20 protein-coding genes and 1 pseudogene are annotated in these 24,603 nt (G+C 37.2%); 5 read left to right on the plus strand and 16 right to left on the minus strand.

The window, feature by feature from the left end:
* Positions 1-12: 12 nt before the first annotated feature.
* From GGQ84_RS06850 to GGQ84_RS06860, 3 genes are all read right to left on the minus strand, one after another.
* Positions 13-264 (minus strand): hypothetical protein, encoded by a 252-nt coding sequence (locus tag GGQ84_RS06850; protein ID WP_429160948.1) that lies wholly within the window; start codon positions 262-264, stop codon positions 13-15.
* Between the two features lie 19 nt (positions 265-283).
* Entirely contained in the window at positions 284-607 is a 324-nt protein-coding gene (locus tag GGQ84_RS06855) for a helix-turn-helix transcriptional regulator (RefSeq protein WP_429160950.1), read from the minus strand.
* Positions 608-789: 182 nt separating this feature from the next.
* On the minus strand, positions 790-1,032 hold the full coding sequence (locus GGQ84_RS06860) for a hypothetical protein (RefSeq protein WP_429160953.1): 243 nt from the start codon (positions 1,030-1,032) through the stop codon (positions 790-792).
* Between the two features lie 319 nt (positions 1,033-1,351).
* Here GGQ84_RS06860 and GGQ84_RS06865 point away from each other — a divergent pair, with 319 nt between their 5' ends.
* The gene (locus tag GGQ84_RS06865) at positions 1,352-2,059 is read left to right on the plus strand and encodes a hypothetical protein (protein WP_429160955.1); all 708 of its coding nucleotides are present in this window, start codon (positions 1,352-1,354) and stop codon (positions 2,057-2,059) included.
* Positions 2,060-2,225: 166 nt separating this feature from the next.
* On the opposite strand, the gene GGQ84_RS06870 is transcribed toward GGQ84_RS06865, so the two are convergent.
* Complete coding sequence (locus GGQ84_RS06870; protein ID WP_429160958.1) at positions 2,226-2,690, minus strand: VanZ family protein; 465 nt, start codon at positions 2,688-2,690, stop codon at positions 2,226-2,228.
* A gap of 130 nt (positions 2,691-2,820) precedes the next feature.
* Here GGQ84_RS06870 and GGQ84_RS06875 point away from each other — a divergent pair, with 130 nt between their 5' ends.
* Positions 2,821-3,642, plus strand: a complete 822-nt coding sequence (locus GGQ84_RS06875; RefSeq protein WP_429160960.1) for a hypothetical protein — start codon at positions 2,821-2,823, stop codon at positions 3,640-3,642.
* 101 nt (positions 3,643-3,743) lie between these two features.
* Here the strand turns inward: GGQ84_RS06875 and GGQ84_RS06880 are convergent, their stop codons facing one another.
* The 5 genes and pseudogenes from GGQ84_RS06880 to GGQ84_RS06900 form a co-directional block, all read right to left on the minus strand.
* On the minus strand, positions 3,744-4,871 hold the full coding sequence (locus GGQ84_RS06880) for an SEC-C metal-binding domain-containing protein (RefSeq protein ID WP_429160963.1): 1,128 nt from the start codon (positions 4,869-4,871) through the stop codon (positions 3,744-3,746).
* 307 nt (positions 4,872-5,178) lie between these two features.
* Positions 5,179-7,035, minus strand: coding sequence for a polysaccharide biosynthesis protein (locus GGQ84_RS06885; RefSeq protein ID WP_429160966.1), 1,857 nt, complete (start codon positions 7,033-7,035; stop codon positions 5,179-5,181).
* 45 nt (positions 7,036-7,080) lie between these two features.
* On the minus strand, positions 7,081-7,734 hold the full coding sequence (locus tag GGQ84_RS06890) for a YdcF family protein (protein WP_429160969.1): 654 nt from the start codon (positions 7,732-7,734) through the stop codon (positions 7,081-7,083).
* Positions 7,735-7,746: 12 nt separating this feature from the next.
* The gene (locus tag GGQ84_RS06895; protein ID WP_429160972.1) at positions 7,747-8,772 is read right to left on the minus strand and encodes a GDP-mannose 4,6-dehydratase; all 1,026 of its coding nucleotides are present in this window, start codon (positions 8,770-8,772) and stop codon (positions 7,747-7,749) included.
* Positions 8,773-8,798: 26 nt separating this feature from the next.
* Positions 8,799-9,158 (minus strand): annotated as a pseudogene (locus GGQ84_RS06900) (UDP binding domain-containing protein); the annotation flags it as partial.
* Positions 9,159-9,699: 541 nt separating this feature from the next.
* Between GGQ84_RS06900 and GGQ84_RS06905 the strand changes: the two are divergent.
* From GGQ84_RS06905 to GGQ84_RS06915, 3 genes are read left to right on the plus strand one after another with little or no spacing between them, the layout of a single operon-like run.
* Positions 9,700-10,062 (plus strand): helix-turn-helix transcriptional regulator, encoded by a 363-nt coding sequence (locus tag GGQ84_RS06905; RefSeq protein ID WP_429160975.1) that lies wholly within the window; start codon positions 9,700-9,702, stop codon positions 10,060-10,062.
* Positions 10,043-10,921 carry an ImmA/IrrE family metallo-endopeptidase gene (locus GGQ84_RS06910; protein WP_429160978.1) on the plus strand — a complete coding sequence of 293 codons (879 nt, stop codon included), beginning with the start codon at positions 10,043-10,045 and terminating at the stop codon, positions 10,919-10,921. The genes GGQ84_RS06905 and GGQ84_RS06910 overlap by 20 nt, the downstream gene beginning before the upstream one ends.
* Positions 10,911-11,612: a hypothetical protein gene (locus GGQ84_RS06915; RefSeq protein ID WP_429160980.1), complete on the plus strand. Its 702-nt coding sequence runs from the start codon at positions 10,911-10,913 to the stop codon at positions 11,610-11,612. Before GGQ84_RS06910 ends, GGQ84_RS06915 begins: the two co-directional genes overlap by 11 nt.
* Before the next feature lie 148 nt (positions 11,613-11,760).
* Here the strand turns inward: GGQ84_RS06915 and GGQ84_RS06920 are convergent, their stop codons facing one another.
* The 7 genes from GGQ84_RS06920 to GGQ84_RS06950 all read right to left on the minus strand — a co-directional run bounded on the left by GGQ84_RS06920 (position 11,761) and on the right by GGQ84_RS06950 (position 24,499).
* On the minus strand, positions 11,761-15,600 hold the full coding sequence (locus tag GGQ84_RS06920) for a recombinase family protein (protein WP_429160982.1): 3,840 nt from the start codon (positions 15,598-15,600) through the stop codon (positions 11,761-11,763).
* Positions 15,601-15,721: 121 nt separating this feature from the next.
* Positions 15,722-17,425, minus strand: a complete 1,704-nt coding sequence (locus GGQ84_RS06925; protein WP_429160985.1) for a recombinase family protein — start codon at positions 17,423-17,425, stop codon at positions 15,722-15,724.
* Positions 17,409-19,031 carry a recombinase family protein gene (locus GGQ84_RS06930; protein ID WP_429160988.1) on the minus strand — a complete coding sequence of 541 codons (1,623 nt, stop codon included), beginning with the start codon at positions 19,029-19,031 and terminating at the stop codon, positions 17,409-17,411. The genes GGQ84_RS06925 and GGQ84_RS06930 overlap by 17 nt, the downstream gene beginning before the upstream one ends.
* 941 nt (positions 19,032-19,972) lie before the next feature.
* On the minus strand, positions 19,973-20,953 hold the full coding sequence (locus GGQ84_RS06935) for an Abi family protein (protein ID WP_429160991.1): 981 nt from the start codon (positions 20,951-20,953) through the stop codon (positions 19,973-19,975).
* Positions 20,954-21,319: 366 nt separating this feature from the next.
* On the minus strand, positions 21,320-22,528 hold the full coding sequence (locus tag GGQ84_RS06940) for a recombinase family protein (protein ID WP_429160994.1): 1,209 nt from the start codon (positions 22,526-22,528) through the stop codon (positions 21,320-21,322).
* A 488-nt stretch (positions 22,529-23,016) separates the two neighbouring features.
* On the minus strand, positions 23,017-24,036 hold the full coding sequence (locus tag GGQ84_RS06945) for a type II TA system antitoxin MqsA family protein (RefSeq protein WP_429160997.1): 1,020 nt from the start codon (positions 24,034-24,036) through the stop codon (positions 23,017-23,019).
* Positions 24,037-24,046: 10 nt separating this feature from the next.
* Positions 24,047-24,499, minus strand: coding sequence for a hypothetical protein (locus tag GGQ84_RS06950; protein ID WP_429161000.1), 453 nt, complete (start codon positions 24,497-24,499; stop codon positions 24,047-24,049).
* Between the last annotated feature and the right edge of the window lie 104 nt (positions 24,500-24,603).

Raw genomic sequence — 24,603 nt, forward strand, 5'->3', positions numbered from 1 at the left:
CCTCTTCCTCCTTTACAACTTTTTTGCTTCTTCAAATATCGCTGGATAGTCTCTTGGTTTAACTTCTACTAACTTTCCTGCACTATATTTCTTTAATAGAGTTTTGATATCAGCCATTTTCCCCTTATTCATTTTTTCAGCGAGAATATAGCTTACATCTTGGATATTGATTTCCTTTGCATCTTTCTGACTTTTGGCTAGAGCCCGATATCCTGCCGCCAGTTTTTCTAGCTCTTCTGCTAAGGTTAGATTTATGTCATTCACAAGCACGCCTCCTTTCCTGCTAGTTGTTCAGAGCAAAATCCTTGATGATACTATCCATCACCTCGAGGTCACTGCCTGACAGGTTTGTATAAAGTCTCTCCAGTAGCTCTTGTTGCTGAGGCTTCAGGTACTTCCGGTTCAAATAATATCCATCTGTTACCTTTACACCTCCACCATGACGACCTCGGATGGTTTCAATAGGGTAGGAGAGCGATAGGGTATCAATATCATTTTTAATAGTTCTTGTGCTAACGCCAAACTCAGTCGCTAAATTCGACATTGTATCTTGCCTTCTACGGCATAAGGCTTCTATAATTTTCATTCGCCTTTCGTTAGGCCCCATCGCTCTCACCCCCTTCCCTTGCTCTGTAACTAAAGAATAAATGTTAAATATGCAGGTTTTTTTCTTATTGAAAAAAGTTTTTTAAAATAAAAAAACCAGACTAAAATGCTATGTGATATCTCACACAGACATTTCAATCTGGCCGTCAAGCAGCTCACTTGAGATTGATTTGTATTAAATTTTTAGGAAGCTTGCTTTAACCTCTTTTTATATATAGATTTTACAATTCGCCTAACATCTTTTACATCATCAAACTCTAAGTAGGGCCGAAGTAGCTTTTCTAAGTTTATAAGTATCGGTTCATCGATGTCACGGCATTTTGCTGATATGAATATAGCGTCTTCTTCAATTTCTAAGTTGAATAGCAACTTATTATGTTTCCTCTGTTTCTTTTGAACTTCATATCTAACCTCTTTTAGTAACATTGGCATCCCCCCTTTATATAATTTAATTGTACTGTTTACATCTTTATTGTTTAGCTATTGTTTCTATTCAATAGCAAAAGCAAAAAAATGTATAGATATAGACATAAACATACATTTGTTTATGCCTAGCTAAACCTGGTACAGAAACGCCCCGCCAAGCTCATTTATCTCCATATTATGTATTTATTTCATGATAACATACTATTATAATGAATACAATATCTTTTTTGAATGGATTTGTATTATTCCATTGACTATTGTCAATACTAATTATATAATATGCATATAGTAATATATTTGTTTAGGGAAGGTGAATTAGATGAGTAACGAAGAACTATTTAATAAAGAAACCTTTGCTTTTCTTCTTGATAAGGCAAAAGGAGATAGATCTATTAATCAGTACGCTAACGAGACTAGCGTAAGTGCAGCCCACATATCAAGGTTTCTTAGACAAATGATTGGTTCACCTCCTACTCCTGAGACTATATCAAAGTTTGCTGAGAATGCCGCTAATGATGTTTCTTATAGGGATCTTATGATTGCGGCGGGATATATTAGTGAAGAATCCAAAAGAGAAAATGACTCACCTAGAACTAGAAGAAAACTTGCTGAAGAGATGGAAAAGAGGTTTTTCCAAGTAATTTTATCAGAACTATATTCTAAGGATTTTCAATGGAGTATTCAAAAACCAGAGAAAAGGAGACCTTTTCCTGATTTAACAATCGAAATCAATCATGATGGGTATAAGAGATGGTATTTAGAATTTAAAGGGAGTTTTAATGATAGACCTGTCGCATCTCCGTTGCCAATCCACCTTTTATATGCTCAAATAGCAACGATGGAGCTTTTACCAACTGATAAATTTACCATAGCATTGAATGATGAAAAACTATACCAACGAATTTTAAAAAAACCACCTGTTACCTTAAGAGCTAATTTGTATTTAATGCTTGTAGATTTAGAGGAAGGAAAGATAGTAAGGGAAGAAAAGTTAAGTGACTTTGATTTTAAAGGGCCATGCCAATAAAGGTATAGTCCTTTTTTTATGCCAATAAATTAAACATCCCAGCATACTATCATAGTCTACCAGGGTACCACCTTCAGCCCAGTCCGTGTTTATTCACAAACTTCATTATATTAATACATTAAAGTAAATAGGCCAAAAAAAATACCCGCTAAGCCAACAATCTAGCTCAACGGATATCTATTAATCTGTCTCTAATTTTTCTTCTCTTGCTAACAAGCATATACACTCCAATACCCACACTGGCCCCAGCGCTATCAATGAGTACATCCCTCAGCTCACCAGACCTTCCCGGAATAAACAACTGATGGACTTCATCACTAACAGCGTAAAGAACACAAATTCCTAAAGCTAATATTAAGCTCCGAGTTCCGTTTACACCACTCACCCTCAGGGCATTTATCACTAGCAGCCCTAGCACAAAATAGGCAAAGAAGTGAGCGTTCTTCCGGATAATATGGTTCAAGCTTCTTATATCAAACTCCGCATTTGGAGCAACTCTCTCTGTAGTATTTACAACACCTTTTGTTATTCCTTTACTCAGCTCGTTAGACTCTGGTGCTGGTTGGTGTGACAGATAGAATATTAATACCATCCAGAGAATAACAGCTGCCCAGGAGATAGATTTTTTCATTAAAAACCTTACCTTTCGTTTTCAATTAAGTCCATTAGGGTTTCCAATTACTATACCCCCAGGATACATGTAAAAAGTAATAAGACAATCTCATTCTTTCATAGGTTTTAAATGAAAGGGGGTCTACACTATGACTAATAAAATAGTATATGTAAACATTCTTCCAACTAACATAAGTACTTTTTATTATGACAAAATTTCTAAAGATACTGCCCAAAAACGTTTGAGAGCATTGGATAGCCTAGACTACCATCGTTCTGTATTAGTTGTAGAAGAAATTAGCTCTCACAAGTATATATTAATCGAGGGCTTTAGGGAGTATTCTGCTATTATATTATTACAACCAAATAAATTAATCCTATGTAATTTAGTAAATTCAACTAATGAAAAGAAACGACTACTTCGTATTTTAAAAAAAGTAATCACACTTGAAGCAACCTCTTGGTGCTTTAAACACTTCCATATAAAAAAGCTAATAAATGACTACCATATGAACCCAATAGAAATAAGCAATGCGATTAACCAACCGATTTCTTTTATTAATAGATATTTATATCATGATACAATTCCAGATCACATACGACGGCTATCTGATATTAACAACGCCTCTAAAACACTTTTAAACAAAATAGCCCGCTCACAAATCTTAAATGACAATATGCGTATTTTATTATTTGAAAGAGCAGTCCGTCCAAAAAATCATCCTCAACGATTAAAAGAAAGACAGTTAGAACACGTTAAATTATTTCTTAATAATTTTTCATTATCAAAAATTGAACATGACAATCCTAACTTTAATGCTTCATTATTAGATTCCTTATTAGAAGGAGATATGCAGTTACTCTCTTATTGGGAAAATTTATTGCTAGACCTTAGGCGTAAGAACAAGAGTGATTACACTACCCAGTATAATTATTATAACCCCTATAATAAAATCTCCCCGCTACAATAGTGGCAAAGGTCAAATTTCTAATCCTTAGAATACATCTAATATATTCCTTTCCACATAAGCTGGGTTACATATAGTACTTCAATTATTTTATTTTCCACAAACTACTCCCCTAAACAGCATTTCTTATATTTCTTCTCACTACCGCAGGGGCATGGATCATTTCTGCCGACTTTCTTTCCAGTTTTGAAGCTTATGACGTTTGACTCCTCGCTCCCCTTAAACTCAAAAGGCTCTTTAGGCAACGGTCTTAAATGTGGCTTCTCATATTTCTCAAAAATCTCCTGGGGTGTGTGGCCGTTGTTCTCCCAGAGCCGTGTATTGTTCGCCAGATCCATGACCAGCTGCATTACTTCGTTTACTTGCTCTTCACTTTTAAAATTTACATTCCTGTTGTTAAAGATATCAAAAATCTTATTTACTGAAAATCCGAACTGGCAAACTCCTTGAATATCCTCACTTAACATTTCCGCTTTATAATCATCTCCGTCAAGGAGGTTTTTAGCTAGGTAAAACTTCAAAGCTTTGTATTGTTTGTTTTCCTCAAAGTATAGTTCATCTTTATATTTGAGAAGCTCCATTTTTTCCGGGATGTAATATGGCTTTCCTTTACTTTGCCTTAATTGCTCATCAAAATCACGAAACTCCAAGATTGATTCAGCAACAAAATAATCCTTATGTATCTCGACAAAATTATCTTTTAGTTCCTTGGGTACCTCTTTCATAATATCGCTAATAGCCTGTCCATCAATCTTATCTTCATTTTGGGAATTGTAAATCTCTACAACCTTATCCTTATGGACCAAGCCATACAGATGGGTAAGAGATATTGCATAATCTATAATTGGTTGTTTACTGAACTTTTCTGGTTCAGTATCTTCATTGACACCCATAAGTAGCTTCGCTTCATTAAGAGCTATCTCATGGTTCAACTTATCTTCCAAGTCACTACTTATCTTAATAGGTTCATAATTTTTTAACTTCTCTACATAAGTCTTCACCAGCTCTTGATACTCCTGGTCATTTTGTAGTTTCTTATAATAATTAGCTCGTCTAGCCTGACGATCCAATATCTGCCCGATTCTGCTATTAGACAAGCCGTACTGTGCAGCTATTTCTTTATAGGGCAGACCCTGTAGAAACATTTTTACCATCTCTTTATTCTTTTTGTTTCCCGTTAATATATCTGTATTAATGCCTTCAAAGGCAGCTAGCTTTTCTTTTTTATTCACTTCACTTATTCAGCTCCTCATGCACAGTCGCTTTTTCAAGTTGATTAAGCTTATTCTTAATCTCCTGAACTTCACGATCATACTTACCGGTAATATCTATTTTTTCCCTTTTTACATTAACTTTATAGATTTTATCTCTTTAAGTTTAAGCAACCCTCGACTGGTTAAACTAGTACAAGGAAAGGGGAGAATTAACATTAATAACATTAACGAGGAAACTAATTTTTTCAAAGGACTAATTAATGGAGTGATGATTAGCATCCCTCTGTGGCTAGGGTTGTTGTTTTTAGCATTTAAGCTGATCTAGTTACCCTGTCATCTTGTTTTCAACTACCTTATACTCAGGTATAAACTGCTTTAAAAATGCCTCTGTTTCGCTCTGGCTTTTTGGCAGAACGCCTTTATGAAAGCCAAATATTGTTTCTTCGATTAATTCTCGATCTAACTCATTGGGCTTTGCCACAAAGATCCGCTTATGAGTTGTGGCATTAACTCCCTCTTCTGCTGTTAGTAGTTCTTCATATAGCTTTTCTCCTGGTCTCATCCCTGTTACAACTATCTCTATATCCTCACCGGGTTCAAATCCTGAGAGCTTGATTAGACTCTTGGCTAAATCCATAATCTTAACCGGGTCTCCCATATCCAGGACAAATACCTCTCCCCCTCTGGCCATGGCACCTGCCTGAATGACCAACTGTACTGCTTCTGGGATAGTCATAAAGTACCTAACCATCTTCTCATGGGTTACAGTAACTGGTCCTCCCTGGGAAATTTGCTTTTTAAACAGAGGGATCACACTGCCCTTACTTCCCAGCACATTGCCAAACCTGACAGCTACAAAGTTTGTTTCACTGGTCTTGTCTAGCTGTTGGATAAACATCTCCGCCACTCGTTTAGATGCACCCATGACACTGGTGGGATTAACAGCCTTATCGGTAGAAATCAAAACAAACTTGCTGGCACCAAAGGTATCTGCTGCCTGAGCCACATTGTGTGTTCCCATTACATTGTTTTTAATAGCTTCTTCTGGGTTTGCCTCCATTAGAGGAACGTGCTTATGGGCTGCTGCGTGAAACACTACCTCTGGCTTATGTATCTTAAAGACCTGCTCAATGGCACTTTTATCCCTTATATCCTTTACCAGTGGGTATATCTTTAAGTGAGGGTCGTTTCTCAACTCCATCTCTATACTGTAGAGATTGTTCTCACAGTTATCCAGCATTAAAAGCCTTTTAGGAGTAAAGTTAGCTAGCTGACGACATAGCTCAGAGCCTATGGAGCCACCGGCTCCTGTGACTAGCACAACTTGTCCCTGCACGTACTGACTTATCCCCTCTAAGTCCACTTTCACAGGGTCTCGTCCCAATAAGTCCTCTAGCTGTACCTCCCTGATCTCACTGACCTTTACATTTCCCTCTATTAAATCATACATACCGGGCAATATCTTAATTTCTGCCTCTGTCTCATGACAAATATCTATGATCTCCCTGACAACCTTCCCCTCAGCAGAGGGTATTGCCAGTACTATTTCCTGAATACAAAACTGGGTTACCAGCTCTTTAATATGGCTTCTGTCTCCTAAAACCTTTATCCCTAAGATCTGAAGTCCCTTTTTTTGAGGGTCGTCATCCACAAAGCCCACTATATTGACCGCACTTTCGTAGTGTCGCATCATCTCTTTAGCCACCAAGACACCGGAAGAGCCTGCGCCCACTATTAAGACGGGCTTACCCCCTTTAGGCTTGTTATAGTTTATGCCGTAGTCCCTAAAGAGCCTCCAACTCAAGCGAGAACCTCCTACTAAGAGAATGCAAAGCATCCATGTGAGGATATAAGCACTGCGAGGAAGCAGTACCTCTCCTGCCGGCATAAAGAAGTAAGCTATAGATATACTGATTGTTACCCCCATGGTAATTGCACCCATAACTGACAATAGCTCTCCGATACTGGCATATCTCCACACTCTGTTGTAGAGGCCAAAGAAGTAAAAGCATGTTAAAAACACTAAGGTAAAGAGCGGAGCAAATGTGTAAAGTGCCTCTATAAATTTTTCTGGTATCTGTCCGGGCCCATCAAACCTTATTACCAATGAAGCGTATAATGCTATGTTTATCAAAATAGCATCTATCACCATTAAGGCCCCTATGCGCGTGTACCTTTCCATAAAAACAACCCCTCGTTATTGGAAAACATCTATGGTTTCTCTATTCTATATTTCAAACTGCTCTCTGATATGAAAGTTTGTTAGCTTCAAGTACTCTAATACTACTCGCTTAAAATCCTCTCTATCCTGCCACCACTTATCAGGATTAAAATTGTCGTACTCACTAGGGTATGAAATCACTTTCACATCCCTGTCTAAGGTGGCAAAGGCTTTAGTGAATATCTGCTTAGCCCTTGTAGAGTGATATTTTGAAGTGACTAATATTATTGATTCAATCTCTTTCTTTTCCCTCAAATAATCTCTTATGTAAATGGCCTCATCCTGAGTGCTCTGGGCAGCACCATCTAGAATAGATATACTCTCCTCTGGCACTCCTAAATCTAAGGCAATCTTTTTGCTTACATCTGCATTTCTGGGAATGTCTATCCCTTTATCGACTAATATATCGTACCCTACCATCTTTGAGTGCACCATCATAACCTTATCTGCATACCCTTCAGTGTATACATCAGCTGCTGCAGCTGTTCTGTCGGGAATACTTCCCATTAAAACCACAATGGCATCACTTTCCTCTAGATTATCCTGGGTCACTAGATACTGTCCCAGATGTGGCCTTATAGCAAACCCCATAATTATGAATATGAGGATAACTGCTAATAGATAGTAGAATTTTTTAGCATGTTTTTTAAATATGTTCATAGGCATTACCCTCTACTTCACCTTATAATACTCAACATACCAGTCTGCAAATTTCTGCAGGCCTTCATCTATGGTTGTCTTTGGCTTAAATCCTACAGCTTGCTGCAACAATTCAGTAGAGGCATAGGTAGCCGGCACATCCCCAGGCTTTATTGGCTCAAATATTTTTTCAAATACTACTTCTCGCCCAGTAGCTTTAGTCAAAGCCTTCTCTAATGCTTCAATAAACACCATCAGCTTTTCAGGGCTGTTGTTTCCGATATTATAAACTTTATGAGTAACAGCTTCAGTAGGAGGATTATTTAGGAGCCTCTCTACTCCCTCTACTATGTCATCAATGTATGTAAAGTCTCTGTAAAGGTCGTTTTCAAAATCGCCATTGTTAAATACCCTAATGGGCTCATTATTAAAGTACTTATCAGCAAATCCGAAGTACGCCATGTCTGGTCTTCCCATAGGTCCATAAACAGTAAAGAACCTTAACCCTGTAGCTGGTATTTTGTACAGGTGACTATATGTATGGGCCATCAATTCATTGGACTTTTTGGTAGCTGCATAGAGGGAGACAGGATTATCTACAAAATCGACTTCCTCAAAGGGAACCTTTTTATTAGCTCCATATACAGAACTAGAAGAAGCATAGACAAGGTGATCTACTGGATTATGTCTACAGGCTTCAAGGATATTATAAAAGCCAATGGTATTGCTTTGAATATATGCATCTGGGTTTTCTAAAGAATAGCGAACTCCTGCCTGGGCAGCTAAGTTAACTACCACATTAGGCTTGTACTCTTCAAAAGTTTTCATGAGCACCTCCTTGTCAGAGATGTCACTTTTGATAAAGGTATACTTCTCAAAGGGCTTTAGTAGCTCTAGACGCGTATGCTTTAGATTTACATCATAGTAATCATTTAAATTATCTATGCCAATTACTCGGCAGCCCTGCTCTAGTAATTTCTTCGACAAGAAAAAACCTATAAATCCAGTACCACCGGTAATTAGGTATGTTTTGCTAGTATCTAACTGCTTGTAATCCATAAGTCTTCAACTCCCCTAACATCTATTTAATCCCTAGTAAATATATCTCTAGTGTATACCTTGTCCTCTACATCTTTAATATCATCAGATAGCCTATTAGCCACAATTACATCACTGATCTGCTTAAACTCATCAAAGTCTTTAATTACCCTGGAGTTATAGAATTCATCATCCTTTAGGGCAGGCTCGTACACAACCACCTCAATACCTTTAGCCTTAATCCGCTTCATAACCCCTTGGATCGCTGACTGTCTAAAGTTATCAGAATCCATTTTCATAGTAAGTCTATAGATGCCTACAATCTTAGGGTTCTTCTTAATAATCATGTCAGCAACATGATCTTTCCTAGTTCTATTGGCATCCACAATAGCACCAATTACGCCATGAATCGCGAAGGATAAAAAGGAAACCTAGTATATTTACAAATGTCAAGAAAAAAGTTGATATTCGAAGAAATCCTCTCATATATAGGTTAATTTTCAGAATTTTCAAACTTGACAAGTGAGTAAAACTACTATATAATTCGAACCTAGTTCGAATTACGGCAAGCTTAAGCAATTGATTCCAAATACAAAAAGAAGCTCGTACCTCTATCCATCAATGGATGGAGCTTTTTTATTTGAAAACTTATCAACATTCACGGCAGAATAAGATTTAGGTCATGTAGCATAATACATAAGAAGCAATAAATCATGTAATGATTCTTCCGGGATAAGCAAAGACTTCTGTCTTGGACCAAGTGGATTCACTCTCTCCGGCAACCATAATTAAGTCATGTAGCTGTATATGCTACTATTATTTTTTTGCGTGTTATGTTATTATTAATTTCATATATGCTGTCAATCAGTATCCATTGACGTATTTTGTTATTTGTAGTATCATATAATTAAAAGAGGGCATACTATATATTGAAAGGAGGCCCAAACTATGAAAACTTTATCAACTAAAAAACTAGCTGAAGCCATTACAAAGTTAAGAGAAGAAAAAGGGTTCACAAAAGAAGAACTGGGAAATTTAACTGGCATCAATAGAATTATGATTGGCCGTATTGAAAGAGAAGACTTTATTCCATCTATTGTTCAGTTTGAAGCCTTATCAAATGTTCTGGGTTTTGATCTTACAGAAATGTTTGTAGAGAAGGAAAGAACAAACTCTTTTGTTGCTCTTCGCAGTGAAGCATTAAGCGATAGTGAAAAGGAAGGCGTAGATAAGCTGTTCACGATGATGTTGTCGCTTAGACAGCAAATTCAATTAAGGAGATCATTTGAAAATGAATCCGGTCAAGCTTAATGAAGTACAAATAGATGAGATCCGCAAACTTGCTGGAGAAAAGCGCCGTTCTCTAGGCTTTGTTGAAACACCGATTGCCAACGACATATTTACAATTCTTGATAATCTAGACATCATGTTGCTGGAATATCCCATCGAACCTGAAGGTGATAAACCGGCTTTTTCTGCTGCCATTATGTATTCTGAAGAAGACAATAATAAACTAACTTTTTTCGGACTTAACACCGCCGATTATTATGATAAACAGATCTTTGCAATTGCTCATGAGCTGTATCACTATTTCACAAAAACTGGCTCGCATCTAAGTAGACCGGAAGATGAAGAAAGTAGCCTTATTGAGGTAAAGGCTAATCGATTTGCAGCAGAGTTTTTGTTGCCTGAAACTGCTCTTGAAAGCATTGTACTCGATGAGTTTAAGACATCTTCATTAAAGAAAGTCCAACATAAAGCGCTTCTAAGATTTATCGCCAGGCTCCACTGCACGTGGTGGCTTCCTTATCGTTCTCTTGTTAAAAGACTTCATGAAATCGAAGCAATATCATCAGAACAGTATACGGAGTTATACGCTGTTAATGAGAGAGATCCGGAAGGTGAGTATGTTAAAACCGGTCTCGCCATTAATAAGGAAGAATTCCAAAAACTGAATAAACCAACTAAAAATATTGGCACTTCCCCCAATGAAATCGAGATCATCATTAGAAACTTTGAAGACAATCTCATTGATGAAGATAAATTTGCAGAAGCTTTAAGTCTTTTCAATAAAACGCCTGATGAATTCGGCTATGAGATTAAAGTCTCTCAAGATGACATAGATGAGCTTGATGCTTTCTTCAGTGGGGAGGATGATGATGAAGATTAATCTTGAAAATCCAAACCCCGCATTAATTAGTATTATTGAGAACCCAGAGCAAATCATTACACTAGATGCAAACTTCCTTATAGCTCCTGATAGAAGGCCAATCACTAAAAGAGGCATCAGATTTGAACAGTTTACGGAGATCTGGTTAGACCCCATTTTCAGTGCCTTTCCAAAACTGGCAATTCATGAAGCAGTGTATGATGAACTTGTAGGTATTTCTCCTCAAAACTATGTAGAGGCTAAGAGAGATAATGATCCACCTGAAATCATCATTCATATGGATTCTTCATTAAACGAGGTAGAGAAAGTCTTAAGGGATGCCATCGAGACTAGAATTTCTTCACATACAAAATATGAGCCATTACTGGATAATAAAGACGATCGTGGAGAAGTGAAGTCTCTATCCTACATAGCTGTCAAGGGATTATTGTACTTTGCTGCTAATGATCACAATGCTATTCAGCTCATTGAAAAGTCAGAAGAATGGTCCACTGGTTTAGATAATGTACAAGCCATCAAGATGTATGAGCTAATTTACTATCTGTGCAGTAATGACCTGGCTGATAAAACAGCTATGAAAATGCTCTATAAATACCAGTACTATCTAACCGATCGGGAGAAAAGTACAAACCCTGGCTGGGGAGATTTTTCTGCTATTATGGACAGATTGTATGAATCCTATTTCAAATAAAAAACCCACCAAGTGGCCGGATAGATTTCTATCAAGCTACTCAGTGGGTTTTTATTTTAGTCATGATTTTCTTTGTTTTTGAAGAATAACGTTCCCTTTATAAAAAAGAACATCATCTATTTTATGACTCAACTAAAGCTGTATACTTTTAATCCACCCAAATGTATAATCTTTGATTAACTGGTTTGTCCCTGTCTGCGACCAGTTTACCAGCCTTAATAAGTGGTTCTTGAATTCTCTTTCTATAAGAAATCTCACTCTTAATGCCTAAAAACTCCCTGATTTTCTTAGGCTGTCTCGGTTCCTGGCAAAATTCCTTTACCCTTAATACTTCCTCGGAACCGAAGAACTCCTTCATCTGTATTTTTCTTTTTTCTTTTTCAAACATCCCTTTATATTTTTTATAATTTAGCGAAGCCCCAAACTCGACGCCCGCTGCAAACTTATACTTTATACAACCTTCACTATCTAAGGTTGCCGATAATACATGCTCTTTAAAAACATCTTCAGGAAAATGATCATCACCTTCTAAATCCATGTAGGAGACGTCTCGAGCGCTATTGGTTTTAGAATACAAGCTGTCACCAAAGTTTATCCGTGGCCGCATATTATGGTAGTTCTTAAAGGAGATAGGTCGCATGTTTTCGCAGAAATTAATAAGTTTCTCTAACCGACTTCTGTCTTCCTCTAATTGTTCTAATCTCTGAATATAACGGTAATGCTGTTCTCTCAGTTTAATAATGTCATTGGTTATCTGATTGATAAGTGCTGTATCCTTACCATTCTTCTGAATCTCTGTATCCACGGCCTTGTATAGCTCCTGGTTTAATTCCTCCATTTGTTTTTCTAAATCCGTTTTATGGTTCAACTCTTCTTTTGATAAATCAAGTTTATTTAGGTGCGCCTTTATCTGCTGCTTAAAGATTTCGTTGTCTTTAATCGCTCTTAGTGTTGCTACAAAATAGTAATCTAAATACCTTTCATTGAATTCTGTTGAGGCATCACAGGTTGAGCCTATTTTTTTAAAGGAATTATAGCACCGCCACTTACTACCTTCTCTGGAATCATAAGTAGCACTTCCATACCTTGATATAACATGACCACATTCAGTGCAAGTGAACTTCTTATAATATATTTCTCTGCCTGCCGTCCCATCTTTTTTCTCATTTTGGACGGGTTCCCTTTTTCTATCTTCGAAAAGTGCCTGAGCATTTTCAAATGCCTGCCGATCTACGATGGCCGGATGATGCTCTTCTATATAGTACTTCGGCACCTGCCCAGTATTAACTTTTTGTTTGCCACCGACATTCTTGGTAAAGTATTTTTGAAATTCATAGTCGCCCAGGTATTTCTCATTTTTCAACATTTGTCGGATCGTATTGTAATTCCAAAGCTCACTGCCCGTGGGGCTCTCAATGCCCATTGCTTTCAGGTGATCAATAATCTCATATATGGTTTTCCCATCATTAAACAGTCCATACATCAATCGAACCACTTTAGCCTCTTCTTCAACAATGTGCCACTCCCTGTTCTTATCAATGGTGTATCCGTACATACCCGTCCTTCGACTAATGGTCCCTCTTTGAGCAAGACTTTGGATCCCCCAGGTGATGCTATTGGATAATGACACAATCTCTTCTTCTGCGACGGTTGCCATCAGCGACAAGATTAATGAGGAGTTTAAATCATTGCTCTTCAAGTTTTCTTTTTCAAAGTAGCATACACAGGCTGGTTTTAAATCATTGAGCATTTTTAATGTCCCCAAGACATCCACAACATTCCTGCTGAATCGAGAGATCGATTTAGTGATAATCATATCGATCTTGCCTTTTTTGGCGTCATCGATCATCCGGTTAAAACTATCCCTAAATTCTGTCTTGGTTCCGGATACCCCTTCGTCCGCATAGATTCCGGCAAGCTCCCAGGAAGGATTGGACAGTATTTTGTAGTTATAATATGCAAGTTGCGTTTGCAGGGAGAGTTTTTGTTCATCCATCTCTGTTGAAACTCTGCAGTAGGCAGCAACTCTAAGTCTCTTTTTCTCTTCTTGCTTTAGCTCAAGCATTCTATTCTTTAGAATATTCTTCTTTAAATCACCAAGATCTTTAATGGTTAAGCCTCGATCTAGGACAACAACATCTCTCATCGGTTTATTCCTATACGCATTTAAAGAAGTATTGGGTTCAGCCGTTATGGCTTTGGACTCCATTATCTTATCCTCCTTCCTTTGTTCTTTGGGCCTTTCAGTATTGGCAACGTTTCGGTTTAATGCTTCAGAATTTACAAGTTCATTTATCAGCGGTCTATTTTGCTCTTTAATTCTTTTTTCCCGCTCTTGTCGTTTCGCTTCTGCAGCTTTTATAATATCGGGGATTTCTTCTTCCCCAATAGTAATAGTTTTTTCATCAATCCACTGGATCACATAGGCCGACCCTGAGTAAATTGTTAGCTTTGTCATCCATGCCCTAACCAGTTCAATTGTTGCAGACTTAATAAAGTGATCTATCCCTCTTATGGTCTTTAGCCAAATAATCGCGTCATTCCTATACTCTCTATCTCTTTCAATACAGCTGGTCTTTTCTTCAAATGTGTCAAATTCATTCTGTATCTGCTCAACTCGGTCAACCTGATTCTGCTTCTTTGCAATTTCAATGTCCGTGAAATACCTTAATCTATGGAATTCAAAATGATCATTTTGATTGACCCTAACAAGAATTCTCTCAAGATCTCTAAGCATCAGACGAAAATCTTCTTTCAAAGTGTTCTCATCTCTACCATGGGGATCTACTATCTGATAGGTGATGTTTTTGCTGCTTTTACTTGCTATAACAGTTAGGCCCATCATGCGTTCAAATAAACCTCTTAAGCCCATAGCAACAAAGTCATATGCTTTTATAAATTCCAAGTCACAAAGCTTAACGCTGGCCTCTGTATACACACATCCATATCGATATTCATTTTTTCGCCTAACAACTTCCCCGCATCGACCACAGTTAATTCGGCCTTTCATCGGGTTTCTTACAATGGCTTTGCTTTTCATCCTAGACCTTTTAGCTGAATTAACATATTCTTGGGCTTTATTAAACACATCCATCGATATAATCGCCGGATGACTATTTTCTATTAAATACTGATTTTCTAAAGAACCGCTATCCGTTATCTTTCCGGTAAGAAGATCTTTTTTTCTTGAATTTACAAGCTTGTTTCCTGTATATCCTATTGCATTGATGATTTTCCTAATTTGTGTGTTAGACCAGCGATCATTTCCTTTTTTCGTTTTAATCCCCCGTTGAATTAGTTCTCTGGTGATATCAGCATATGTGGCGCCACCAATAAACTGACTAAAAATCCACCTGACTACTTCCGCTTCTTCTTCGTTGATCTTCACCATGTCTTTACTACCAGGCACAACAATGTCATAACCATACATCTCATGAAAATAAGGACGCTCTTCAGTGAGGCGTTTCTGATAAGAAAACTTTACGAGGTTTGAAACCCCTTCCATAAAGTCCTGAGCCAAAGCTGCATGAGTTTCCAAAACCAGTGAACTTAGTCCCTTAGACACCTCCACCCCTTCACGTTCAAAATATATGGTCGTGCCGACTTCTTTTAGCTGTTGAATCACTTCTAATGTTTCTTTGGTATTTCTGGAAAATCTGGCTATGCTCTTGGTAAGAATCAGATCAATGCGGCCTTCTTTGGCATGCCTAAGCATTCGCTTAAATCCAGGCCGATGCTCAATCGTTCCACCAGATATTTGATTATCAATATACACTCCGACAAATTTCCAGTTTGGTTTATTGTAAATGTAATTACTGTAGTAGCTTACTTGATTTTCAAGAGATCTATAATTGGTGTTTCCTTTGCTAATTCTGCAGTAAGCTGCTACGCGAATGCCTTCTTTTTTACTGTTTAATGGACTTTGGTGCATCTCATCGAGGGGGTCCCAAAGGGTGTGCACCCACATGGCTTTATCTTTTTCATCCATAAAAAAACTCCTTTCCTTATATAAATGGTACTTGCTTGTAATGTTTGCATTGGTGCCAAACTATTGCAAGTACTATCTCTAAAGGATTAAGGAGTTATTTAATCAACGCTTTTTCTTTTGGTTAGTCTATAACATGGTCCTCCAAGTTTTCCACCGGTTTTTTCCCTCGTTTCCAGCCGTAGGCTTTTCTCTTGATCCCGCATTTAAAGATAAATTCCATCTTATAGTGATCATAAATCAGGCCCCGGTCCACCATCTCTCTAAACATTTTTCCATCGAAGGTCTCAAAATCTCTAAGGCTCTTCAAATGGTCTAGAAGAATATCCAGATTCTTTTTCATGAAGATGCTTTCTTCTTTATTTTTCTGTAGATTCTCTTGTTCTTGCTGGTAGATTTGTGACTCATAAATCAGGTTCCTAAGGGTCGCATCGTAGATTGGATCGTTGGTCATGCTCTCTCTCATGGACATTTCACTAATCTGGTCGCTGATTCGTTCAAGGGTCTCTTCAACTTCCTTTAGCCTCTCATTTTCTTCTTTGGAAAGACTGACTTCTTGAATCGCTGCCTCACCTTCAGCCCGAATCACATCGATTTCCTTTGTCATTTTTAAGAGCATTTCATTATAGGCCCGCTCAATTACCTCTTCCCATATATATTTAGAAGAGCATTTGTAATCAGCTTCTATTTTCATGGCCGACACTCTACACTGCCAAACCGTAAATTTATAGGGCACTCCATCTTTTTTTGATGAAAGGCGTCTTCGATGCACCGGAACCCCACATTCTCCACAAAACAGCATGTTAGAAAATGGGGCCTTGCTGCTATAGCAACTTCGGTACTTTCCATCAGGATCGTGACGCATCCTGCTTCTTCGTTCCAGTTCCTTTTGAGCGGTATTCCAATCTTCTTCCGAAACAATGGGTGGGTGATGGTTTCTTATGAAATATTGAGGCTTATGGTTTTTATTTCTCACCCGTTTATGGCTCAAAGGGTCCAGGGTAACGGATTTTTGGCAAAGGGCGTGGCCACAATACTTTTCATTTTTTATAAGCTTAAGAACCGCATCACTGGTCCATTTGGTATTTCCTCTAGCGGTTTTTCGCTTGTCCTTCGTGAGCCCTTTTGCGATTAAAGGGGTGCCTTTGCCGCCAAGAAATTCTTTGAAAATCCTTCTGACGGTTTTTGCTTCCTCTTCATTGATCACAAGATTCCCTTCTTCATCCTCATCATATCCCAGGAAGTAGGTTGTCGGTATATGGGGAATGCCTCGTGAAAATCTTTTCTGAACACCCCAGCTTACATTGGCGCTGATGGTCCGGCTTTCCTCCTCCATAACAGAAGCGATCACGACTAGAATCGTTTCAGACTGGGAGTCTAATGTATTGATCCCCTCTTTATCGAATATAATGCCCACCGGCTTATCCAGGTTCTTAAGCATTCGTACATAGGTCAAACAGTCGAGAGTGTTTCTTGCAAATCGGCTTATGGATTTGGTGATGATATAATCAAATTTCCCTTCCTTCGCATCTTTGATCATCTCGTTAAATCCAGTTCGGTATTTTGTGTTGGTCCCCGTCACACCTTCATCGCTATACACTTTATATAATTCCCAGTCTGGCTTCCTTTCAATGTATTCTTCAAAGTAGGAAACCTGCAGCTGATAACTCGATTGCTGTTCTTCTTCAAGGGTTGATACCCTAGCATAGGCAGCCACTCTGGTCTTTTGTTCTTCTTCTCCTTCGCCTCTTCTGGGAGTGTTCATATTGGCTGGTATCATCCGAACCCTTGGATTCAGGCCTGAAGAGTTCCTATTTTGCGCCATCATACAACCCTCCTTTCAGTTGACCTACGACGGTCTCTTCCCCATCAAGCCATTTGATGGTAAATAAAAAAGGTGACTCCACTTTGATGTGAATCACCCATGCTCTTATAAAAGAGATATCCAGTATTTGATTAATGGCTTTATCCGAACCCTTAAGGGCTTTTAACCTTTTTAGGGAAGCTTCTCTAAAATGATGATCTTTATCGAAGTCCTCCCAAAGCTTTGTTTTTACTGCTATTTTCTCTTCCACTTCCATTCTCTTTGCTTTAACTTTATCGGTGTCCTGGTTACTTAAAACCGCCTTGTTTTCAGCTATTAAGCGCTTTTCAAGCTCCACCCGCAGCAGGTTCTGTTCCCTTTCTCTCACTGCTTCAGCACTGGAAAGCTCTTTGATTAGCTGCTTAATAAGAAGCCCATCATTGATTCTTTTTTCGGTATCATATCTTTTCTCAAACCCTTCAACTAAAAGTGCCTCGATTTTTGCTTCTTCTATGGGCTTTGCCTTACAGAGAAGGTGGCTCTTACTGTTTGATGCGCATCTCCATCGAACGACTTTTGCTTTATTGCCAAACCGGTGGTAGTTTTTTCCGCAGCTAGAGCAAATAATACGACTGGAAAAAGGAGTTTTCTCATAAGCACCTTTTGGCGTGGCTTTGTTATTATCTGCCGCTATTTTTTCTTGAACCTTCTGAAATTCTTCTTTTGACACAATGCCCTCATGATGATCTTCCACATAATACTGAGGTTTATGACCTTTATTGATCACCGTCTTATGGGTTCTAAAATCCAGGGTGCAGGTCTTTCTGCTAAGAGCATCTCCTGTGTACCTTTCATTGGTTAAAATGCTTCGGATATTCGCGCTGTCCCAGTCAATTTCTCCTGACCTTTTTTTATAGCCGCTTCTGATGAAGTGTCGGGCTATTTCCGCCATGTTACTCCCTTTAAGGAAAAGGGAGTAGGCTTCCCTTACAATTCTTGCTTCACTTTCTACAATGGCCCATTCTTTATCCTTCGTGATTTGATAGCCAAATAATTGACCAGCCATCACTTCGCCTCTTTCAAATCTTTTCCTGAGAGCCCATTCAATGTTCTCCGATGTGCTTCGGCTTTCTTCTTCAGCAAATGTGGCTAATATTTTAATGAGTAGTGAGCTGCTCACATTCTTAGTATTAAGCCTTTCTTTTTCAAAAATAACCTGGATATCCTTTTCCGTAAGCTGTCTTACAATATCCAATGTGTCGACGACATTTCTTGCAAAGCGTGAAATCGACTTGCAAATAATGATGTCTATCTCTCCATTCATTGCTTTTCGAATCATTCGATTAAAACCAATTCGTTTGGTCATATCGGTTCCAGACTTTCCTTTATCCGAGTAAACGCCTGCATAAATCCACTCAGGCTTGGATCGGATGTAATTGGTGTAATGAATGATTTGATTCTCAAGGGAGCCTAGACGCAGTTCTTCTTCACTGCTCACTCTGCAGTAACAAGCTACCTTAGGTTTGACCGTCTCTTTTAGAGGGTTGAAATCATTTAACACAGGTCCTGCATTGATGACGGATACCGATGGTTTTTGTATTTCTGTTATCTGGCTTTGCTGAAAGCTCATGTAATTCTCCTCCTTTCTTTTTATCCCTTGACTCGCATCATGTTGCGTCATTTATAAAGAGCCAAAGAGAAAAAATAATAATGCCAAAACCCCTTCATATCAGTGCTTTAGGGAATTTTGCGTACTACATATATCACTCAGAACGCCATGATACGAGAAGGATTACTCAGGCACATTTTGTACATATATATTTGATTTATCTTTCCAGACCACAACATATAGTAGCTCTATTCACTATGAGGAAAGGCTAACTTGGAAAAAGGCAAAAAAATAAAGCCCACCACAACGTGATGAGCTGAAAACTTGATTCCTCTATGTACTCTTTAAGCGCTTTTATTTTTACGTGCTAATTATATCAATAATTCTAAAATACTCCTGCAAGGTCTATCTAAAACAATTTTCTTCTATTATATATATATGTATTTCAATTTCAAGTTCCTTCTATTAATATATGTGTTTTCTCATATCCACTTTTTAATCGATGATTTTAACGAATCAAACTTTAATTACTATAAATACTTCTATTTCATACCGATTTTTCTTCGGCTTGAAAAAAATCCACGTTTTATTTTGCCCTGTAAGCGTTTTAAATTAAAATTTCGACCCACAGTTCCACAATTAATAAAAGTGCCACAAATCGGCTATAAATGAATTCTAAATTAAAGCGGCCAAAACAAGCTCTGGAGACTACTGTTTTTAACCTGAATCCTTTGTAATTACATAATATTTTCAGAATATTCGCATATTTGACAAGTGTATACAACTGCATTATAATTCGAACTAAGTTCGAATTACGCTCCTCTTAGGTAATTGGCCCTTAATAAATAAAGAAGTTCGTAGCTCTATCCAAAACCGGATGGAGCTTTTTATTTTTGAGATTCTACCCCAAAAAAATATGCTAAAAACCATTATTAAGTCTTTAGCATTTATTTCTATTCAATTTATATATCTTTAATATCATACCAATTCAACGGGAACCCCATCTCTTCAAGTACGTCTTTGATACTTATCGTCTTTAGCCTCCCGGACAAGTTAGCTATTTCAGATTTCACAAGTTCTGCGAATTTGCCAAATGTGTCTTCATGCAAAATAAGTTTACTTATTATCATAATTGAAAACAAATCGTTCTTCCCATATATTGGATTATTGCTTTTATCTTTAGGTATGTTTAGTTTATAATGAATATCATTTGTTTTTATCATGTTTGGCTTTGTATCATTTTTCAAAGCTTTAAGATTATAAAACCTCTCATCATGAGCACACGCATTTCTGTATATAGTGAGAACAAATAATATCTTTGTCATCTCATCGGGCCTTAAGTTAAATTTTCGTCCCACATCATTTTGATCTTTCTGTTTTAAGTAACTATAAAAAACACTTATTGTACCTAATGTAAGTGAATTCACCAACACCCATAAAGGTACATAACCATAGGTTAGCATGTTGTGAGAAATCATAGGATTATTTTTCGAGAGTTGCCTAGAAATATCTCTTTGCATATTTGCTATTAAGCTTGCAACTTCCCCAATCTTTTGAGCAGCAGTCTTTTTTTCCCAAGGCTTAACTGAAATATCAAAATTGGATATCTTTAAATAATTATCATGCCCATACTTTTTAGAAAAATCATGAGAAAGCACTGCTTTTACATTGTTTTCGATTTCTAATATATATTTAATGAATATGTTTTTCAACTCTCGATCAAATAGGTAAAGACTATATAATTCATTGAAATCAGCACCATCCTTGTACTTTTCATCAGGTCCTGTGTAAGTCTTATCAATGAAAAGCTCTTTATAGCCATTGATTACATTATAGTAGTTCTCCTTTTCAAGAACACCTTTAACCCCAGGGTCCGATACATTCAGTCCTCTAGAGTCTAATTTCTTAATCTGATCTTCAATTGTTGAAAATAACTTATCCATATTATCACCCAAAATAAAAACCCCGGGCCCGTAGGTCACCGGAGTATGATCATTAATATTTTATGCGAACACTACTTTTACTATACATTAATTATACTACGGTTTGATTGATTTGTCAAAACCCTTGATTAATGGAGTCTTTTGTGTTCATAAATAACTATACATTATTAAACTATTTTCGTCAATATGAAATTCTAATCAACACTAATCAATGGGATTTTATTGTTTCTTCTTTTCTTATTAGTTATCTCTAGAGTCCTTGCAATATGCGGATATAATTCTAGCTTGGCTCCGTTTGTTTGAAATAAAAAGAAACCCACCAAGTAGCTTGATCATCGTAATCTGGCGACTCAGTGGGTTTCAATTTTATTTTGTTTTCATCGGTAGCTTCCAATGTTGCTTACGATTGTCTTTTGCGATCCACTTAATCCCAATACTCAGTTTATATTCAATCACACCATCCGGGAGGAAAGTACCCGATTCTACCAACCTTGAAAAAACATCACCTCTAAATGAAACCCTTTCCTTCTTAGGATTAAAAGCCTCTAAAGTCAATAGTTCTTTTCTTAACCATTTCAGTTCTTCTTTTATATCCTTCACCTTTTCCTGACGTTCTTCAAAGTCTCGGATCTTACCATGCAGTTCCATGATATAATCTGTAATGATTTTGATTGCTTCAGTATCTTCTCCATGTTTCTTACCCTCTTCTACCGTAGCATAAAGGTTCTGGTAGCAGTTTTCAATTTCTGTTTCAAGCCACTCAAGCTGTTTTATTTCATATGGCTTTAAACCGATATCCTCTAAAGCTTCGTTTACCAATTCCGATAGCCTCTTTGGTTCCTTCATCTCCTGGAGCATTACCATAAAAGTGTGCTCTATATTTTCTTCACGAATTCCCTTCACACTGCAAGGTTCTGTATGATTCTTCTTAACTGCTGCTCTACAACGCCAATAATGTTTTTCTCCTCCACTTAGACTTTTCACATGAATAACCGGGCAGCCACAGTTCCCACAAACAAACACTTTAAAAAATTCTTTTCTATGATGGGGATGTCTTTTTTTACGCTGATCGATTTTGGCTTCAATATGATTTTCTTGAATTAATTTTTCAACCTCATCCCACTTTTCCTTTTCAATAATAGCTGGATGATTGCTTTCTACATAATACATGGGAAGTTCACCATTATTCTTCACTCTACTTCCTGAGATTGTATCGCTTGTGTACATTTTCTGATACAACAAATCCCCTTTATACGCTTGATTGTTGAGAATCTTAAGCACTGTAGTTTGCCCCCAGGTTTTATTATTCCTAGGACTTAGAATTCCATCACGAGTTAGTTCATTTGATATTTTAAGCATGCTTTCTCCCGCTAGATAATCATTGTAAATCCTTCTAATGACCTTCGCCTTATCTTCATCAATCTCCCAGCTTCCATCATTTTGTGAAGTATATCCATATGGCAGCACAGAGACTTTAACTAAACCACGCTCCGCTACTTTCCTTCTTGCCCACGATATATTCTCTCCTAAACTCCTTGATTCTTCTTGAGCAAGAGCACTATAAACTGTTAACAAAATTTCTCCATCTTTCTCAGCAGTATCGATTTCTTCCTTCTCACCTCGAATCTAAAAGGATAAAAAGGAAACCCAATACACAGAAGAATGTCAATAAAAAGGTGATTTTGGACAAAAAAAGAAACCCACCACAACGAATGTGATGAGTTGAACTTTGGTTTCTGTATATACTCGTAGAGCAATTTATAAGATGTGTTTTATAAAATTAATACTATCCATACACAAAATCAGCAAATTTAAAAAGGTCTTTTCAAAAAACGAGCCTTCAGTTTGCCCTATAACGGCTTTTTTTAGAAATTAGGTCCTGTAGTTCGTCTTTAAGCTTTATCCCCTAAAATCGCTTATAAACCTATTTTTTAAAGAAAAGCAGCAAACCCACCAAGATTCAGTCTAAGTTCGGGACTTTACCGATCCTAGATACCTTCTTGGCGGGTTACTTTTGCTAAGCAAAATAAAAAGCCCACCACATTGTGATGAGCTAAACTTTTTTAATGGATTGAAAGCTTTTCTGCATAAGAAAAGGGAATTGTACAATTCCTACCTGTGCATTTATATGCATCTTCATCATGCATTTTATCTATAATCTCCTGGGAGTTTAAATGCCCAACTTCTGCTATAACTGTATCCAATATTTCAATTTCCTCAGGAGTTAGTTCTTTGATTTGAAAACCTTCCACCGGGTAAAACTTATAGCCCATACGATCTAAATCATATAGAACTGTTTCAAATTCCACGCCATCCAAATCTAAAATCTGTTCATATCCTTCTGGTACTGCACCCATAGGTAAAGCGTTATACACTAGGCCAGTTATAGATTTTCCTCTTCTTTTATAGCTAACACTATCTCCATACCATAGCATCTTCATTAACTTTACTTTGTGAAGACTGGAAACTTTTGAAGCGTAATAATTAATGATTTCTATCACTTTATTCAAATTCAATTCTACCCCACCGGTTATAATGTCATCAACAAAATCAGCATATAGGGCTTGAATCGAATCCATCAAGTAACGATTTTTCATTCTTCTGAACTCTGTGCTTGCTGATTTATGATATTTGTCATAGGCTTTATCGGAGATTTTACCTTTAGCTCTAGTTAACATTTGTAGAAACCATTTAGGATCTGAATCGATTTTTCTTAGTACATCGTCATGAGCACGATCCTGGACTTGATGGTTTTCATATCTTGTAATTGTAGCTCTTCCCCAGTCTAGGATTTCTGAAAAGTCCTTTTGACTTACTTCATACTTGTCTCTAATCCTAATGATTTCTTGAGAGGTTAATAGACCTACTTTTTCTCTATAAGCATCTTTCATCGCTAGGCTATTAGCCTTGATCATATCTTCTGTTTCAAGATATTCATCTGCATGAGCACAATACTCATATGTTGCATCAAAGGATACTTCTTCACCTTTAAACTCTTCTATATCCTCTAGGATAACTGTTTGCACTTCATGCTCTTCCATACAGATGAGACATAATTTCTTTTCTTTTTTAATTGTTTTCATTTTTCTCACCTCAAACTTTCTTATATGGAAAGTCACTTTCTTTGAAATCCCACTCAGAGTAGTGGAATGACATCACCATTATAAAACTATCTCCGCTAGCATGGGCAATACTAACCAATTCTACTCGTATCTTAATATATACGTCATCTCCTGAATATTGTTTCCCAAAGACTCTCATTTCACTCCGTTTGGGAAATCTTGTATCCTTCACTGTTTCAATGTATTCCTCAACAGTAAGAAGTGACAACTCCCTTTTTAATGCTTCAACCTCATCTTCATCAGGAAATAATTGTCCCATAGTATATCTATTTGTATATTTCTTATTACGGCCCTGATCAACATTTCTGTCTTTTTGAAAATTAATGGTCACAGAACCACTCTTGATTGCATATTTTAATCTATCTATATAGGTCTGAACTTCTAGTTTGGATTCTTTTCTTTTAACTTCTGTTATCTTGCTCATCTTTATTATAACACTCCCCATGGTCAAGGTCAATAATTTTGGTATCAATTGATTCCAAAAATTTAATTTTAAAATCTCCTAACTTATATTGTATACCATATAAC

This window comes from Desulfitispora alkaliphila, from assembly GCF_050433185.1.
In the GTDB taxonomy this organism is placed as follows: Bacteria; Bacillota; Desulfitisporia; order Desulfitisporales; family Desulfitisporaceae; genus Desulfitispora; species Desulfitispora alkaliphila.

Bases quoted from the DNA above. Each gene is read 5' to 3' on its own strand.
- GGQ84_RS06855 (WP_429160950.1), bottom strand. From the start codon at position 607: ATGGGGCCTAACGAAAGGCGAATGAAAATTATAGAAGCCTTATGCCGT.
- GGQ84_RS06860 (WP_429160953.1), bottom strand. From the start codon at position 1,032: ATGTTACTAAAAGAGGTTAGATATGAAGTTCAAAAGAAACAGAGGAAA.
- GGQ84_RS06865 (WP_429160955.1), top strand. From the start codon at position 1,352: ATGAGTAACGAAGAACTATTTAATAAAGAAACCTTTGCTTTTCTTCTT.
- GGQ84_RS06870 (WP_429160958.1), bottom strand. From the start codon at position 2,690: ATGAAAAAATCTATCTCCTGGGCAGCTGTTATTCTCTGGATGGTATTA.
- GGQ84_RS06875 (WP_429160960.1), top strand. From the start codon at position 2,821: ATGACTAATAAAATAGTATATGTAAACATTCTTCCAACTAACATAAGT.
- GGQ84_RS06885 (WP_429160966.1), bottom strand. From the start codon at position 7,035: ATGGAAAGGTACACGCGCATAGGGGCCTTAATGGTGATAGATGCTATT.
- GGQ84_RS06890 (WP_429160969.1), bottom strand. From the start codon at position 7,734: ATGAACATATTTAAAAAACATGCTAAAAAATTCTACTATCTATTAGCA.
- GGQ84_RS06895 (WP_429160972.1), bottom strand. From the start codon at position 8,772: ATGGATTACAAGCAGTTAGATACTAGCAAAACATACCTAATTACCGGT.
- GGQ84_RS06905 (WP_429160975.1), top strand. From the start codon at position 9,700: ATGAAAACTTTATCAACTAAAAAACTAGCTGAAGCCATTACAAAGTTA.
- GGQ84_RS06910 (WP_429160978.1), top strand. From the start codon at position 10,043: ATGAATCCGGTCAAGCTTAATGAAGTACAAATAGATGAGATCCGCAAA.
- GGQ84_RS06915 (WP_429160980.1), top strand. From the start codon at position 10,911: ATGAAGATTAATCTTGAAAATCCAAACCCCGCATTAATTAGTATTATT.
- GGQ84_RS06920 (WP_429160982.1), bottom strand. From the start codon at position 15,600: ATGGATGAAAAAGATAAAGCCATGTGGGTGCACACCCTTTGGGACCCC.
- GGQ84_RS06925 (WP_429160985.1), bottom strand. From the start codon at position 17,425: ATGATGGCGCAAAATAGGAACTCTTCAGGCCTGAATCCAAGGGTTCGG.
- GGQ84_RS06930 (WP_429160988.1), bottom strand. From the start codon at position 19,031: ATGAGCTTTCAGCAAAGCCAGATAACAGAAATACAAAAACCATCGGTA.
- GGQ84_RS06935 (WP_429160991.1), bottom strand. From the start codon at position 20,953: ATGGATAAGTTATTTTCAACAATTGAAGATCAGATTAAGAAATTAGAC.
- GGQ84_RS06945 (WP_429160997.1), bottom strand. From the start codon at position 24,036: ATGAAAACAATTAAAAAAGAAAAGAAATTATGTCTCATCTGTATGGAA.
- GGQ84_RS06950 (WP_429161000.1), bottom strand. From the start codon at position 24,499: ATGAGCAAGATAACAGAAGTTAAAAGAAAAGAATCCAAACTAGAAGTT.